The organism is Amycolatopsis keratiniphila (assembly GCF_000400635.2).
In the GTDB taxonomy this organism is placed as follows: Bacteria; Actinomycetota; Actinomycetes; order Mycobacteriales; family Pseudonocardiaceae; genus Amycolatopsis; species Amycolatopsis keratiniphila.
In genome coordinates this window covers 2,525,993-2,541,304 of the sequence record NC_021252.1, presented here as the reverse complement: position 1 = coordinate 2,541,304, position 15,312 = coordinate 2,525,993, and the positions used below count along the sequence as shown (strand labels likewise).

Sequence of the window (15,312 nt, the reverse complement as noted above, 5' to 3'; positions counted from 1 at the left end):
CGCGGCCTCGCTCAGCCGAAGGCGGCACGCAGCGCGGGCTTGCCGCCCGCCACCGGTAGCACCAGCGAAGTGCGGTTCAGCTCGACCGAGACACCGGCGCCCGGCTTCGGGCGGAGCGTGTAGTCGTGGTCGCTGGAGGCGACCAGGAACTCGATCTTGTGCCCGGCCGCGAGCAGGTAGTCCTTCGCGACCAGTTCCACCTCGACCTTGTAGTTCTCCCCGGGGGTGATCGGGTCGGTGCGGGCGGGGTCGCGCCGGTTCTGCGGGTCGGTCCAGCCCCGGGTGATCACCTTCGCCGTCCCGTCCGGGGCACGGTCGAGGAGTACGGCGGTCACGTTCGCGGCCGGCTTGTCGAAGGACAGCGACAGGTCGGTCTTCACGGTCCCGGAAAGCCGCACCGGCTGCTTCGCCGCGGTGGTCGAGTACAGCAGCCGGTTGCCCGACGAAGGCGCGGCGGCCAGTTGTTCGATCGTCTTGCTCGCGTCGTCCGCCAGCGTCTCGACGGCGGCCTTGCCCGGGACGGGGTTACGCGTGTCGAGCTTGCCCTTCGAAGAACCGCCGGGCCACGGGTAGAGCTTGACGTCCTGGGTGCCGGGCAGCGGCCACTCCGGCTCGTCCACCCACGACTTGTCCTCGCGCTGGATGGTGGCCTTCGGCTCGCGCTCGATGCCGTTGTCGATGCCGTAGAGGTAGTGCGACATCCACTTGTTCAGCGTGGCGAGCCAGACGTCGCGGCGGAGGCTGTACGGATCGGCGTGCCCGGCCTGGTGCAGCCAGATCTTGTGCTCGACACCGCGCGCCTTGAGCATTTCGTACCAGCGGGTGCCCTGGTCGGTCTTGACGTTCCAGTCGCCGAGGCCGTGCACCACGAGCACCGAGGCCCGCACCTTGTTCACGTCGTTGCGGTAGTTCCGCACGTCCCAGAAGCGGCTGTAGTCACCGGTCACCCGGTCCTGGTCCACCCCGATCCGGTCGATCAGCGGGCGGCAGACGGCGCGGTCCTGGCGCGTGTAGACGTAGTCCGCGAGCACGTCCGCGTCCTCGCCCTGGAATCCGCCGGCCGCGACGACGGCGCCGTCGTTGCGGTAGTAGTCGTACCAGCTGGAGATCGCCGCGATCGGGACGATCGTCTCCAGCCCCTCGACCCCGGTGCTGGCCACCGCGTTGGGCAGCGTGCCGTTGTAGGAGACGCCCGTCATGCCGGTCTTGCCGGTGCTCCAGTCCGCGACCGCGGCCTTGCCCGCCGCGTCGCGCGCCGTCGCGCGGCCGTTCAGCCAGTCCACAATGGACTTCGCGCCGATGGTCTCGTTGACGTCGCCGGTGCTCGGGCAGCCGGTGGACTGACCGCTGCCGAGCGATTCCCCGTACACCACGGCGAACCCGCGGGCGGTGAAGTAGTCCTGGTAACGCCAGCTGATCGGGGCCGCGTTGGGGCCGACGGTCTTCGTCGCGATCCGCGGACCCGCCGGGGCGCGCTTCGCTCCGGGCACGTACAACTCCACGTCGACGTTGTGGTTCGCGACGTCGTTGCCGCCCGCGTAGTACGGGCTGGCCTGGTAGACGACCGGGACCTTCATGCCCTGCTGCGTCGCGCGGGGCCGCACGACCTCCGCGTGCACGAGGTCGTCCTTGCCGTCGTGGTCGCTGTCGACCGGCGCGGTGACCCAGACGTTTTCCCGGATGACGTCCGCCGGGTCGAACACCGGCTGGGCTTGGCCGTCCTTGAAGACCGGCGCCGGCGGCGCGTCGGCTTGGGCGGGCAGCGCCGTCGCCGGAAGGACCAGGACGGCGGTGAACAGGGCGGCGAGCCTGGCGACTCTCACAAGACCCCCAAAAGGCTGGTGGGCAAGACGAAGCTGAGGCTTCCGGCCACCCGAACGGGTGTCAAGAGACTAACGTCGGAGGCATGCCGAGCACCCTGGAAGCACCGATCGTCGCCGTCACCGTCTACCCGCACCACGCCCGGATCACGAGGCGGGCTTCGGCGGCCCTCGACGGGGAAACGCGTTTCGCCTTCGCGGGCCTGCCGTGGAACCTGGACACGGATTCGGTCCGCGTCACCGGTTCAGGTCCGGCGGTCATCGCCGGGGTCGACGTCGCCGTCGAGCGCCATCCCGCGCCGGCGGACGCTTCACTGCGCGCGCTGACCGAACAGCGCAAGGCCGATCAGGCGGTGGTCGACGAGGTCGCGGACGCGGTCTCCGCCGAGACGGCGAAGGTCGACCTGCTGACCAGCCTGGCGACGCGCAGCGGCAAGAGTTTCGCGAAGGCGCTCGCGGCGGGCACGGCGGAACCGCCCCGCGTCGCCGAGGTCACCGACGCGCTCGGCGCGCAACTGGCCGAGGCGCTGGGCAAGCGCCGCGAACTCGGCATCCGCCTCGCCCGGCTCCGTGACGACCTCAAAGCCCTGGACCGCGAGATCGAGGCGAAACGAGGGGCGTCCGAAGTGGACAGCGCGACGGTCACGGTCGAACTGGAGCCCGGGGAGGACGGGGCTGAGATCGGCCTCGAACTGTCCTATGTGGTCGCGAACGCGAGCTGGGAACCCGGCTACGACGTGCGTGTCCGCGGCGAGGACGTCTCGCTGACCTGGTACGGGCGGATCACCCAGCACACCGGCGAGGATTGGCCGGAATGCGAACTGGCCCTCTCGACCGCGCGGCCGGCGAACACCGTCGAGGTACCGGAACTCGAACCCTGGTTCCTCGACCGCGTGCGTCCGGTCCAGCCGCTGATGGCGCGCGCGGCGTACGGCAGCGCGGCACCCGCGGGCGGCGGGATGCCGGAGTCGGTGGGCATGCCGGCGCCCGCCGGCCCGCCGATGGCCGCGCGGACCGCGTCCGTCGAACAGGGCACCACCGCGGTCACCTACCGGCCGGGCCGCCCGGTGGCGGTGCCGTCGGGAGCGCAGGGCCACCGCACGACGCTCGCGCAACTGGAGCTGACGGCGAAACTGGGTTACATCACCGCGCCGGCGGTGTCCCCGGAGGCGTTCCTGCGGGCGACCGTGGTCAACACTTCGGAGCACACGCTGCGGCCGGGGAAGGCGTCGGTGTTCCACGAGACGGAGTTCGTCGGCACCACGCGGCTGGACGTCTGGGCGCCGGGCGAGGAACTCGAACTCGCCCTCGGCGTGGACGACCGGATCCGGATCGAGCGCGAGCTCACGCACCGCACGGCGAGCAAGGCGACGCTGTCCGGCGTGCGCAAGCGGGAAGCCGCGTACACCACGACGATCGTCAACCACAGCCCGCGCGAAGCCGTCGTGACCGTGCTGGACCAGGCGCCGGTCTCCCGGGACGACGCGATCACCGTCCGGGACGTGCGCACCACGCCGGAGCCGGTGGAGCGGACCGAGCTGGGCGAGTTCACCTGGCGGCTGACGCTCGCTTCGGGCGCGAAGGGCGTTGTGACGCTCGGGTACCGGGTGGACGTCGCAAAGGGGGTCGAGCTGTCGGGGTGGCGCGAGTAGCCGCCACCGGATGTCATGAAAGGGTCGTTCAAGACATCTTTCGTCCTGAACGACCCTTTCATGACACTTGGCGGACCGGGGTCAGCCCTGGGAGATGTACGCCTCCAGCTGTTCCTGACTCTTCTCCAGCTGCTCCATCCGGGTCTTAACGACGTCACCGATGCTCACGATCCCCGCGAGCCTCCCGTCCACCACCACCGGGACGTGCCGGATGCGGCGTTCGGTCATCAGGACCGACAGCTGGTCCACCGAGTCCTCGGGGGTGCAGCTCGCGACCATCTTCGTCATGATCGCGGACACCGATCCGTCGAGCAGCTGGGGTCCGCGCTCGTTGAGCCGCCGCACCACGTCCCGTTCGGAGACGATCCCGACGATCCCGCCCTCGGGGTCGACCACCACCAAGGCGCCGACGTTGTGCTCCGCCAGTCTCTCGAGCAGTTCGGTTACGTTCGTCTCCGGCGAGACGGTCGCGACGGCCGCCCCCTTGTTCCGCAACAGATCGGAAATCCGCATACGCGCTCCTCCCGGATGGGTGACCTGAGTCACTCCAGGTTATGGCCTCACCGCCGAGCGCGAAAGTCCGGAGAGTCCGGTTCGAGACCGAGCCGTTCGGCGAGCGCGCGGTACGCCTCGATGATCCCGAGGCCGTAAGGGTCGTCGCCGAGCGCGCCGAGTGTCCCCCGGCCGAGTTCCCAGTGCTTCTTCGCGGACTCGTGATCGCCGAGTTTGCGGTAGTCCTCGGCGAGGTTCAGGTGCAGCGAGGGGTAGAACCCGCGCACGGCGAGCGTCGCGTGGTACTCCTTGGCGCGTTCGTCGGTGAGGGAATCGGCCGCGGCGAGCGCGCGGAGATCCCAGGCGAGTTCGTCGGCCGGATCGTCCTGGACGTCGGCCATGTAGTGCGCGAGCGCGCACCGGTGCAGCGGGTCGCCGTCCTCGCCGATCCGTGCCCACAACGCCGCGAACTTCTCGCGCGCGCCTGCCCGGTCGCCGGAGATGTGCGACTGGAGGCCGGTGTTGATCTCGGCCATCACCTCGTCGGTCATTTGACGTCCGAGGCGGGCGCCGCCCAGGTGTTGCACGCCGACGTCGTCTTCCCGGAGAACCCGGCCTTCGCCCATTTCAGCTGGTTGCGACGGCTGCCGTGGGTGTCACTGTCGTCGGCGCGGCCGTAGTCGTCGAGGGCCGCGTTCGCCAGCGACTTGCTGATCGAGCCACGTCCGGCGGCGGCCGCGAGGGCGAGCGCGCCGAAACAGTTCGCCTGCAGTTCGATGCGGCGGACCAGTTCCTTGTCGGCCGGGCTGTCCTCACCCGGCGACGACATCTTCTCCGCGGCCGCCGACAGGATCCCGCTGGACCGCTGGACGTGGTGCCCGTACTCGTGGGCCATCGTCGCGAGGTGACGAGACCGTTCGAGGCCCGCGTCGCCCAGCATCCACTCGGTCGGCGCGTAGATCGTCGTGTCACCGCCGCAGTAGTAGGCGACGGCCTCGTTCTCGCTCGGCGCCTTCCCGCACGCGCTGGTCTCGGGCAACGTCACCTGAACGGTCGCCGTCAGCGTGGGTTCGTTCGCCTGCTCCAAGGCGGGTTTCCAGGATTCGGCGAGACAGGACACCAAGGTCTTGTAGTACGTCTCCAGTTTCGCGGGCTCACGGCTGATCGCGGGCAGGCGGCAGGTGACGGCGCCGAGCGAGATTCCCTCCGCCAGCAGCGGGTTCGTCTCCAGTTCCCGCACCTCCTTGGGCGCGGGTTTCGCGTTCCCGGCGGGCACTTTGGCCCCTTCGGAGGCGTACGCGCCGGACGCCGGGAGTGCCCGGCCGTCGATCTGCCGCGGTCCGCCCGCCATCGCCATGCCGGTGGTCGTCAGCGCGGCGACGATGAGCAGACCGACGACGGCCGCCCCCGGGTTCCGGCGAGACGGCGAGGGCGCGAACGGTCTGGGTACCTCGTCGGTGCCGGTCATGGTGTCCCCCAAACGTGCGAGCCCACAGCATACGGAATGCCACACCTGGTGGCGCCGGGACGGAGCACCCGGCGAGACTGTGGGCATGAGTGACGAGGACCCGTACCTGTGGTTGGAAGACGTGACCGGCGACGAAGCGCTGGACTGGGTGCGAGCCCGCAACGCCGAGGCGCTGGCGGAACTGTCCACCGGTGAGCGGTTCGCCGCGATCCGCGACGAGGTCCGCGAGGTCCTCGACGCCGACGACCGGATCCCGTACGTCCGCCGCCGCGGCGAATACCTGTACAACTTCTGGCAGGACTCGGCCAACCCTCGCGGCCTGTGGCGCCGTACCACCCTGGAGCAGTACCGGCTCGACACGCCGGAGTGGGAACTGCTGCTCGACGTCGACGCCCTGGCCGAGGCCGACGGCGAGAACTGGGTGTGGCAGGGCGCGGCCGTCCTCCGTCCGGGGTATCACCGCGCGCTGGTCGAGCTGTCGCGCGGGGGCGCCGACGCGACCGTCGTCCGCGAGTACGACCTCGACGAACGCCGTTTCGTCGACGACGGGTTCTTCGTCCCCGAGGCCAAGACCAGGATCGGCTGGATCGACCAGGACCGCGTGTACATCGGCACCGATTTCGGTCCGGGGACGCTGACCAGTTCGGGCTATCCGAGGCTGGCGAAGGAATGGCGCCGCGGCACGCCGCTCGAAGAGGCGACGGTGGTCTTCGAGGGCAAACCGGACGACGTCTCGGTGTCCGCGCACCACGACCCGACCGAGGGCTGGGAACGCGACTTCGTCTACCGGTCGATCGACTTCTACCGCACGGAAAGGTATGTCCGGACGGCCGCCGGTCTCGACCGCATCGAGGTCCCCGAAGACTCCCAGACGTCCTCGCACCGCGAGTGGCTGCTGATCCGGCTTCGCTCGGACTGGACTGTCGAAGGCACGACGTATCCTTCCGGCACCCTGCTCGCTTCAGGCTTCGACGCGTTCATGGCGGGCGAGCGCACCTTCACGACCCTCTTTACCCCGGACGCGCACACGTCGCTGGAGTACTGGGTGTGGACGCACAACCACCTGCTGCTCTCGACGCTGTCCGACGTCCGGACGGAACTGCGCGTGCTCACGCCGTCCGATGGCTGGGCCTCCCAGCCGCTCGCCGGCGCCCCCGAACTGGGCACCGCGCAGATCACCGGCACCGACCCCGACGTCAGCGACGAATACCTGCTCGACTCCAGCGGCTACACCCAGCCGTCGACGCTGAGCTACGGGCACGTCGGCGGTGACGTCGAGGTCCTCAAGCGCGCTCCGTCGTTCTTCGACAGCGAAGGCATGACGGTCTCGCAGTACTTCGCGACGTCCGAAGACGGCACGAAGATCCCGTACTTCGTCGTACGCCCCTCCGGTGCCGAAGGCGGGCCGACACTGCTGACCGGCTATGGCGGCTTCGAGGTCTCACTGACCCCCGGCTACAGCGGCGTCATCGGCCGCGGCTGGCTCGCGCGGGGCGGCACCTACGTCGTCGCGAACATCCGCGGTGGCGGCGAATACGGGCCGGACTGGCACACGTCGGTGACGAAAGCCAAGCGGTACAAGGTCTACGAGGATTTCTCGGCCGTCGCCGCCGACCTCGTCGAGCGCGGGATCAGCGAGCCGTCCCGGCTCGGGATCCAGGGCGGCAGCAACGGCGGGCTGCTGATGGGTGTCATGCTGACGCGCTACCCGCACCTCTTCGGCGCGATCGTGAGCCAGGTGCCGCTGCTGGACATGAAGCGGTATCACAAGCTCCTCGCGGGCGCGTCGTGGATGGCCGAGTACGGCGACCCCGACGACGCGGCGGAATGGGACTTCATCGGGAAGTACTCGCCGTACCAGAACGTCCACGCGGACCGTGAGTACCCGCCGGTCCTGTTCGTCACCTCCACCCGGGACGACCGGGTGCATCCCGCGCACGCCCGCAAGATGGTCGCGCGGATGGTGGAGCAGGGGCACGACGTGCGGTACCACGAGAACATCGAGGGCGGGCACGGCGCGGCGGCCGACAACGAGCAGCTGGCGTTCAAATGGGCGCTGATGTTCGAATTCCTGTGGGAGAAGCTCGCCTGACGTGTCATGAAAGGGTCGTTCAGGACATCTTGTGTCCTGAACGACCCTTTCATGACATCCGGGGCTCACTCGGTCACCTTGGCGAGCACCACCCCTCCCACGATCAGCGCCATCGCGGCGAACCGGCCGAGGCTGACCGGGTCCTTGTGGATCACGATGCCGAACACGATCGCGCCGATCGCCCCGATGCCGGTGAAAACGGCGTACGCGGTCCCCACCGGGATCGAGTCCATCGCTTTCGACAGCAGGTACACCGCGGCGACGCCGAGCACGAAGCACAGCACGGTCGGCCAGAACCGGGTGAAGTTCTCCGTCGGCTTGATGCTCTGTGACCAGGCGACCTCGACGGCTCCCGCCAGCAGCAGGATTCCCCAGCCCATCAGACTTCCCTTCCGGCTTTTTCGGCGCCGAGGAGCGCCTGCTCCCGCGACGCGATCCGGTCGGGGTCACGCGGGCTCAGCCGCGGGTCGACCAGGGCGTTCGTCAGTTCGGAGTGCAGGAACGTGACGTCCCGGACGTCGTAGTGCCCGGCGAAGAAGTCGCGCAGGTAGCGCTCGTGGTGGTCGACCGGCTCGCGCGGCGTGCCCGGCAGATAGGTGCCGCCACGCGCTCCCGCGACCACGAAAGCCTTGCCCGCCAAGGACATCTTCGGGAACGTCACCTGGTCGATCCACAGCTTGAGCGTCGCGGGGATCGAGAAGTTGTACATCGGCGCGCCGATCAGCACGACGTCCGCGGCGAGCAGTTCGGCCAGCAGCGGCTCGACGACAGTCCAGGCCTCGCGCTGTTCCGGCGTCTTCACCACGGAGGCGTACCCGGCCGGATCCGTGATCCCCGCCTGGAGGAGGGCGTCGCAGATCTCGGTCCAGGCCTGCCCGATCGGCGGCACCGGGTCGGCGGCCACGTCACGGTAGGTGTAGGCCGCCCCCGGGTTCGCGGCGCGCCAGGCGTCGGCGAAGCGAGCGCTCAGCTCGCGGGAGAACGACGCGCTGCGGGCACTGGAGTCGAGGTGGAGAAGGTGGCTCATCGGGGCCTCCCGGACCAGGAAGTGGACACGGCGTCCACTTGCTTCGCCGGGTACAAGTGGACGCCGCGTCCGGATATTCCCTAGGCTGCGGACCATGCCGGAAGATCTGCTCGCGAACGGCCCGGGACGGGAACGCTCGGATGCCGCCCGTAACCGCGCGAAGATACTGAAGGCGGCCGAAGAGCTCTTCGCCGCACGTCCGGCGGCCGACGTCACCATGGAGGACATCGCCAAGGCGGCCGGAGTCGGTCGCGCGACGTTGTACCGCCGCTACCCGGACCGCTCGGCGATCGCCGTCGCCCTGCTGGACGAGCACGAACGGGAGCTCCAGGAGCGGCTGCTCACCGGCCCTCCCCCGCTGGGGCCCGGCGCGCCACCCGCCGAGCGGCTGGCCGCGTTCTACACGGCGATGATCGGGCTGCTCGCCCGGCACGCGCATCTCGTCCTCGGCACCGAGGTCGGGCACTCGCGGTTCACGACCGGGCCGTACCAGCTGTGGCGTACCCATGTCCGCCATCTCGCCGAGCAGGCGAGTGCCCCGGATCCGGACGTGCTCGCCGACGTCCTGCTGGCACCGCTCGCCGTCGAGGTGTTCCTGCACCAAACAGGCGAGCTCGGCCTGAGCGTCGAACGGATCACCGACACCCTGGCCGAGCTCGCCCGGCGAACGCTCTCCTGATCAGCCGGCGAGACCGTCGACGACCAGCTTCATCACGGCCTGCCAGTGCTCGCGCTGCGCGGCGCGCTCTTCCGGGCCGGTGAGCCGCTCCTGATGGAAGACCACGGTCGTCTTGCCCAGACCGGCCGGACGGAGGCCGACCTGAACCGTGCTTTCGTGGTCCCAGTCCTTCGGCCGCCAGGTGAGGCGGATCTTCTCGCGTTCGCGGTAACCGCGGACCTCGCCGACGGTGCCCTCGGCCGTCTCGTACGGCGCGCCCTTCTCCGGCTCCAGCCGTACGTCACCCAGCCAGGCCGCGAGGCCCGGACCCGAGAGGTACTCCCAAACCTCGTCCAGCGGATACGCCACCGTCTTGGACACGCCGATCTCCCAGCCCGCGTCCTTCGTCTTGCCGATCATCACGCCTCCGCTGTAACCGTCTTACCTGGTTTCTGAAACCGACTATAGTGGTTACATGACTCCGGGAACAAGAGTGCTCGTCAACGCCCAGGGCGAGCGGTACCGGTTCGACCCGGGCAGCCTCAGCCTCGAACTGATGCTGACCGGTGGCCCCGGCCCGTACGAGCGCTACGAGATCGCGCATACGCCGTCCGCCCTCGCCGACTGGTTCACCGGCTCCCGGCTGGCGCTGACCGCTCCCCTGACCGACGTCCGGATCCGGCCCGCCGAGCTCACCGCGCTCAAGGAACTGCGGGACACGCTCTACCGCGTCGCACCCGCCCTCGCCCGGGGCGAAACTCCGTCGGCCGGCGACCTCGCCGTGCTGAACAGCGCGACCGAAGCCACCCCGAGGCCACTCGTCGACCCGGAGACGCGGCGGCTCGCCTGGGCGCCGCCCGTCACCGGGAAGCAACTCCTCGGCGCCGTCGCCCGCGACGCCATCGGCCTGGTCGCGGGTGAACGCTCCGGCCGCGTCCGCGAGTGTTCCGCGAGCGACTGCTACCTGCTGTTCTTCGACACCTCGCGATCGGGCAACCGCCGCTGGTGCTCGATGGAGCGCTGCGGCAACCGCGCCAAGATCCGGGCGTACCGGGCCCGCACCGAAACCGCGTGATCGCTAGGATTCCCGGCGATGCAGGGTGAAGCGAAACTGGAGCAACGCGTCGTCGAGACGGCGGAAAAGCTGCTGGCCAAAAAGAAGTCGGTGACCGCGCTCGGCATCCTCACCGGCATCGGCTGGCTCTCGGAGAACATCGTCGACGCCTGGCAGCGCGGCCGGATCCCCGTGCTGACGGGGGCGCTGTCGGTGGCACCGGAGAAGCTGGCCTTCGCTCTCGATGCCCTGCAACGCTGGGTCGCGGCCAATGACCTCGAAGCGTCGGAGATCGAGCACGTCGGTGCGACCCGGGACCGGACGGCCCTCCAGGTGACCTCCGGCGAGCTCGCCGGTCTCGAACCGCTGTTCCGGACGCACTGGATCATGCCGGGGCTGTCCGAAGCCAAACGCGCGCAAGTCGAAGCCAGGCAACGGAAAGCACCCGACCTCATGGTGTCGGTGGCACTGCGGGATTGGACGTGCGCCGACTGCGGCGGCACCGGCGACCTGTGGTTCGCGGAGAACGAAAAGCCGCATTGCCTCGACTGCGCCGACCTCGGCCATCTGGTCTTCCTGCCCTCCGGAGACGCCACCCTGACCCGCCGGGCGAAGAAGGCGAGCCGGCTTTCCGCCGTCGTCACCAAGTTCAACCGGCCCCGGAAACGCCATGAGCGGCAAGGGATCCTGGTCGAAGAAGCGGCATTGCGCGCCGCCGAGGAACAATGCCTCGCCGACGAGGACATCCGGGAACGGCGCCGCGGCCGCGATCGGGAACGCCGCGCCCACGAAGACGTCGAGTTCACCGCCCGGTTCCACACCGCGATCACCGAGATGTTCCCCGGCTGCCCGCCGGACCGGGCATGCGCCATCGCCGAACACGCGGGCCTGCGCGGCAGCGGCCGGGTGGGCCGGTCCGCCGCGGGACGGGAACTGGCCGAACGAGCGGTGTTCCTCGCCGTCGTCGCCTCGATCCGGCATCTGGACACCGAGTACGACGACCTCCTCATGGCGGGCGTGGCACGCCAGGCCGCCCGCGACCGCATCCGGCCGACCATCGACGCGGTGCTCGAACGCTGGCGATCCTGACCGCTGTCACGTTTCGGGCGAGGACCTCGTCCAGGGGGCATGTTCACCGCATATCTCATCGTGACCATCGTGACGATCGCGATCAACGCCGGGATCGCCGCCGCCGACTTCGCACGGATCCCGTTCGTGCTCAAGAACTCCGCCGAGGTCGACGTCCCACCGTCCTGGATCCCGCCGCTGGCCTCGCTGAAGGCCGCGGGCGCGGCCGGGCTGCTGCTCGGCCTGTTCGGGGTGCCGTACCTCGGGACCGCGGCGGCCGCCGGGCTCGTGCTGTTCTACCTCGGCGCCGTCATCACCCATTTGCGGGCGCGCGTCCTCTACAACATCGCCTTCCCCGGTGGATTCCTCGCGCTGGCGGTGGCGGCCTTCGTCCTCGATCTCGCTCAGACCAGGTAGAGACCGAAGTGTTCGCCGACGACGTCCGCGACCACTTCGGCGTCCCTTGAGCCATCGATTTCCAGTACGCGGATACCGAGCCCCTTCGCGGTCCGGACGGCGTCTTCGGCGACAAGACGGTCTCGCGCGACCCGGTTGCGCTGCGCGCGCTCGGGATCACTGACCCGCTGCGCCATCGCGGCGGCACGGGGCAGCACCCGCAGCTGATGCTCACGGAACTCGTCCGTGGGTACCAGCACGATCATCCGCCGGGGTGAATCCAGGAGAGGCGCGACCAGTTCCGGGCGTAACCCCCAGCCCTCGGCGAGGATCGGGCGCCCGGACACCAGCGCGCGCAGATCGTCCAGAGCCCATTCGAACCGCAGCGGGAACCCGGCGATCGTGTCGGCGGCCATCCGTTCGGGTGTGGGCTCGACCCACACGGTGTCGGGGTCGGGATCCTCGGCGGGCGAACCGTTCCGGACGCGGTGGGCGATGCGCCGGTCCTGATGGGCGCGGGCGTCGTGGAAGTCGTAGTGGTAGACGGTGATGCCGTGGCGGCGGGCGAGCAGACGGGAGACGGTGGACTTGCCCGCCCATTGACCGCCGCAGATCCAGAGCGCTTGCTTGAGTGTGCCGAAGGGATCGACGTTGGTCACGCACTCGCCTCCAGTGTCATGAAAGGGCCGTTCAGGACACATATCGCCCTGAACGACCCTTTCATGACATTCGCTGTGACCTAGCTGCAGCCGGAGGTCGCTCCGCACCCTTCGCAGGCGTAGCAAGAACCGGCGGGCCGCATCTTCGTGCCGCAGGTCATGCAGAGCGGCGCGTCAGAAGCCGTGCCCAGGTTCAGCTCCACGAGTTCCGCCGTCGAGTGCGCGACCTTGGCGGGCTCCGCGGACGAAGAGTCCACAGTGGACCGGAGGGCGTCGATGTCGACGTTCTCCGGTTCCGCGGCGGGCGCGCCGCCGTAGCTCGCCTCGACCTGCGCCGAACGTTCGTCGGCGGTGAAGATGCCGAGCTGCGAACGCTTCTCGTACGGCAGGTAGTCCAGCGCCAGCCTGCGGAACAGGTAGTCCATGACGCTGGTGGCGATCCGGATGTCCGGGTCGTCGGTCATGCCGGCGGGCTCGAAGCGCAGGTTGGAGAACTTCGAAACGTAGAACTCCAGCGGGATCCCGTGCTGCAGGCCGACGGAGATCGACATCGAGAACGCGTCCATCACGCCCGAGAGGGTCGATCCCTGCTTGCCGAGCTTGACGAAGATCTCGCCGAGGCCGTCGTCCGGGTACGAACCGGCGTGCAGGTAGCCCTCGGCGCCGCCGACGGTGAACGACACCGTCTGGCTCGGGCGCTTCTTCGGCAGGCGCTTGCGGACCGGCCGGTATTCGACGACCTTTTCGGCCTCGGGCTCGGCCTTCTCCTTCTTGCCGCTGGACAGCGGCTGGCCGACCTTGCAGTTGTCGCGGTAGATCGCGAGCGCCTTGAGGCCGTACTTCCAGCCCTGGAAGTAGATCTCCTCGACCTCTTCGACGGTCGCCGACTCCGGCATGTTGACCGTCTTGGAGATCGCGCCCGACAGGAACGGCTGCACCGCGGCCATCATGCGGACGTGCCCCATCGGCGCGATGGACCGCTCCCCCACCGCGCAGTCGAACACCTCGTAGTGCTCCTGGCGCAGGACGGGGGCGTCGACGACGTGGCCGTGCTGGGCGATGTACTCGACGATCGCTTCGATCTGCTCGCCCTGGTAGCCGAGTGCGGCCAGTGCGCGCGGGATCGTCTGGTTCACGATCTGCATCGAGCCGCCGCCGACCAGCTTCTTGAACTTGACCAGCGAGAAGTCCGGCTCGATGCCGGTCGTGTCGCAGTCCATCATGAAGCCGATGGTGCCGGTGGGCGCGAGCACGGAGGCCTGCGCGTTACGCCAGCCGCTCTTCTCGCCCAGCTCGATGCCGTGCTTCCATTCCTGGGTCGCGAGCGCGCGGACCGCGGCGTCGTTCGAGTGGTAGGTCCGCACGAGTTCGTTGGCGGCGGCGTGCTTGCGCATGACCCGCTGGTGCGCCTCGGCATTGCGCGCGTAGCCCTCGTACGGCCCGACGACCGCGGCGAGTTCCGCGGAACGCCGGTACGAGACGCCGGTCATCAGCGACGTGATCGCGGCGGCGAGCGCGCGGCCACCGTCGGAGTCGTACGCGTGCCCGAGCGCCATCAGCAGCGCGCCGAGGTTCGCGTACCCGATGCCCAGCTGACGGAACTTGCGCGTGGTGTCGCCGATCGCCTCGGTCGGGAAGTCGGCGAAGCAGATCGAGATGTCCATCGCGGTGATGACCAGCTCGACGGCCTTCGCGAACAGCGGCGCGTCGAAACCGCCGTCCTCGGTGGCGAACTTGAGCAGGTTCAGCGAGGCCAGGTTGCAGCTGGAGTTGTCCAGGTGCATGTACTCCGAACACGGGTTGGAGGCGGTGATCCGGCCCGATTCGGGGCAGGTGTGCCAGTCGTTGATCGTGTCGTCGTACTGCAGCCCCGGATCGGCGCATTCCCAGGCGGCCTGCGCGATGGTGCGGAACAGCTTCTTGGCGTCGACCCGGTCGATGACCTCGCCGGTGGTCCGCGACCGCAGGCCGAAGTCGCCCTCGGTCTCGACGGCCTGCATGAACTCGTCGGAGACACGGACCGAGTTGTTCGCGTTCTGGTATTGGACGGAGGCGATGTCCGAGCCGGAAAGGTCCATGTCGAACCCGGCGTCGCGGAGGACCTTGATCTTCTCCTCTTCGCGGGCCTTGGTCTGCACGAACTCCTCGACGTCCGGGTGGTCGACGTCGAGCACGACCATCTTCGCCGCGCGCCGGGTGGCGCCACCGGATTTGATGGTGCCCGCGGAGGCGTCGGCGCCGCGCATGAAGGAGACCGGGCCGGACGCGGTGCCGCCGGAGGACAGCAGCTCACGCGAGGACCGGATGCGGGAGAGGTTCAGCCCGGCACCGGAGCCGCCCTTGAAGATCAGGCCCTCTTCGCGGTACCAGTTGAGGATCGACTCCATGGTGTCGTCGACCGCGAGGATGAAGCAGGCGCTGACCTGCTGCTTCGATGTCGTGCCGACGTTGAACCACACCGGCGAGTTGAAGCTGAACACCTGGTGCAGCAGCATCCAGGTCAGCTCGTGCTCGAAGACCTCGGCGTCGGTGGGGCTCGCGAAGTAGCCGTGTTCGCGGCCGGCGTTGACGTAGGAGTGCACGACGCGGTCGATCAGCTGCTTCAGGCTCTGCTCGCGCTGAGGCGTGCCCACGGCGCCGCGGAAGTACTTGCTCGTGACGATGTTCGTCGCGTTGACCGACCAGAAGCCGGGGAACTCGACACCGCGTTGCTCGAAGTTGACCGTGCCGTCGCGCCAGTTCGTCATCACGACGTCCCGGTTCTCCCAGGTGACCTGGTCGTACGGGTGGACGCCCTCGGTGGTGAAGACACGGCGCACGGTGAGCCCGCCCGCCTGCTTCTTCTTCCCGTTCGTCCGCGCTGTGGCCGGGTTGCCTGTTCCCACGGTCTCGGTCATGGGTCTTTCCCTCACTCCCACGCGGGAGG

The 15,312-nt window shown here is 69.1% G+C and carries 15 protein-coding genes; 6 read left to right on the top strand and 9 right to left on the bottom strand.

Annotation, left to right across the window (positions count from 1 at the left end):
* Nucleotides 1-11: 11 nt before the first annotated feature.
* Nucleotides 12-1,823 carry a Xaa-Pro dipeptidyl-peptidase gene (locus tag AORI_RS52875; RefSeq protein ID WP_016332750.1) on the bottom strand — a complete coding sequence of 604 codons (1,812 nt, stop codon included), beginning with the start codon at nt 1,821-1,823 and terminating at the stop codon, nt 12-14.
* 83 nt (nt 1,824-1,906) lie between these two features.
* On the opposite strand from AORI_RS52875, the gene AORI_RS52870 reads away from it, so the two are divergent.
* Complete coding sequence (locus AORI_RS52870) at nt 1,907-3,472, top strand: DUF4139 domain-containing protein (protein WP_016332749.1); 1,566 nt, start codon at nt 1,907-1,909, stop codon at nt 3,470-3,472.
* Between the two features lie 81 nt (nt 3,473-3,553).
* Here the strand turns inward: AORI_RS52870 and AORI_RS52865 are convergent, their stop codons facing one another.
* The 3 genes from AORI_RS52865 to AORI_RS52855 are packed head-to-tail and all read right to left on the bottom strand — an operon-like array spanning nt 3,554 to nt 5,432.
* On the bottom strand, nt 3,554-3,985 hold the full coding sequence (locus AORI_RS52865) for a CBS domain-containing protein (protein ID WP_016332748.1): 432 nt from the start codon (nt 3,983-3,985) through the stop codon (nt 3,554-3,556).
* Between the two features lie 47 nt (nt 3,986-4,032).
* Nucleotides 4,033-4,515, bottom strand: coding sequence for a hypothetical protein (locus AORI_RS52860; RefSeq protein ID WP_016332747.1), 483 nt, complete (start codon nt 4,513-4,515; stop codon nt 4,033-4,035).
* Nucleotides 4,512-5,432, bottom strand: a complete 921-nt coding sequence (locus tag AORI_RS52855; protein WP_016332746.1) for a neutral zinc metallopeptidase — start codon at nt 5,430-5,432, stop codon at nt 4,512-4,514. Before AORI_RS52855 ends, AORI_RS52860 begins: the two co-directional genes overlap by 4 nt.
* An 85-nt stretch (nt 5,433-5,517) precedes the next feature.
* Here AORI_RS52855 and AORI_RS52850 point away from each other — a divergent pair, with 85 nt between their 5' ends.
* Complete coding sequence (locus tag AORI_RS52850; RefSeq protein WP_016332745.1) at nt 5,518-7,524, top strand: prolyl oligopeptidase family serine peptidase; 2,007 nt, start codon at nt 5,518-5,520, stop codon at nt 7,522-7,524.
* 65 nt (nt 7,525-7,589) lie between these two features.
* Here the strand turns inward: AORI_RS52850 and AORI_RS52845 are convergent, their stop codons facing one another.
* Nucleotides 7,590-7,904 carry a DMT family transporter gene (locus tag AORI_RS52845; protein ID WP_016332744.1) on the bottom strand — a complete coding sequence of 105 codons (315 nt, stop codon included), beginning with the start codon at nt 7,902-7,904 and terminating at the stop codon, nt 7,590-7,592.
* On the bottom strand, nt 7,904-8,551 hold the full coding sequence (locus tag AORI_RS52840) for an FMN-dependent NADH-azoreductase (RefSeq protein WP_016332743.1): 648 nt from the start codon (nt 8,549-8,551) through the stop codon (nt 7,904-7,906). The genes AORI_RS52845 and AORI_RS52840 overlap by 1 nt, the downstream gene beginning before the upstream one ends.
* A gap of 94 nt (nt 8,552-8,645) precedes the next feature.
* On the opposite strand from AORI_RS52840, the gene AORI_RS52835 reads away from it, so the two are divergent.
* Entirely contained in the window at nt 8,646-9,230 is a 585-nt protein-coding gene (locus AORI_RS52835) for a TetR/AcrR family transcriptional regulator (protein WP_016332742.1), read from the top strand.
* On the opposite strand, the gene AORI_RS52830 is transcribed toward AORI_RS52835, so the two are convergent.
* Nucleotides 9,231-9,629 (bottom strand): SRPBCC family protein, encoded by a 399-nt coding sequence (locus AORI_RS52830; protein ID WP_016332741.1) that lies wholly within the window; start codon nt 9,627-9,629, stop codon nt 9,231-9,233.
* Nucleotides 9,630-9,684: 55 nt separating this feature from the next.
* Here AORI_RS52830 and AORI_RS52825 point away from each other — a divergent pair, with 55 nt between their 5' ends.
* Genes AORI_RS52825 through AORI_RS52815 form a run of 3 tightly spaced genes read left to right on the top strand, consistent with a single transcriptional unit; the run spans nt 9,685 to nt 11,748 of the window.
* A complete protein-coding gene (locus AORI_RS52825; protein ID WP_043847998.1) occupies nt 9,685-10,284 on the top strand; it encodes a CGNR zinc finger domain-containing protein in 600 nt (199 codons plus the stop codon).
* 18 nt (nt 10,285-10,302) lie between these two features.
* Complete coding sequence (locus AORI_RS52820; protein ID WP_016332739.1) at nt 10,303-11,352, top strand: DUF2293 domain-containing protein; 1,050 nt, start codon at nt 10,303-10,305, stop codon at nt 11,350-11,352.
* A gap of 39 nt (nt 11,353-11,391) precedes the next feature.
* On the top strand, nt 11,392-11,748 hold the full coding sequence (locus AORI_RS52815) for a DoxX family protein (RefSeq protein WP_016332738.1): 357 nt from the start codon (nt 11,392-11,394) through the stop codon (nt 11,746-11,748).
* Here the strand turns inward: AORI_RS52815 and AORI_RS52810 are convergent.
* Together AORI_RS52810 and AORI_RS52805 are read right to left on the bottom strand one after the other, a co-directional pair.
* Nucleotides 11,736-12,428: a hypothetical protein gene (locus tag AORI_RS52810; RefSeq protein ID WP_046199771.1), complete on the bottom strand. Its 693-nt coding sequence runs from the start codon at nt 12,426-12,428 to the stop codon at nt 11,736-11,738. The two genes, AORI_RS52815 and AORI_RS52810, sit on opposite strands and share 13 nt — an antisense overlap.
* A 38-nt stretch (nt 12,429-12,466) precedes the next feature.
* Nucleotides 12,467-15,283, bottom strand: coding sequence for a vitamin B12-dependent ribonucleotide reductase (locus AORI_RS52805; protein ID WP_016332736.1), 2,817 nt, complete (start codon nt 15,281-15,283; stop codon nt 12,467-12,469).
* Between the last annotated feature and the right edge of the window lie 29 nt (nt 15,284-15,312).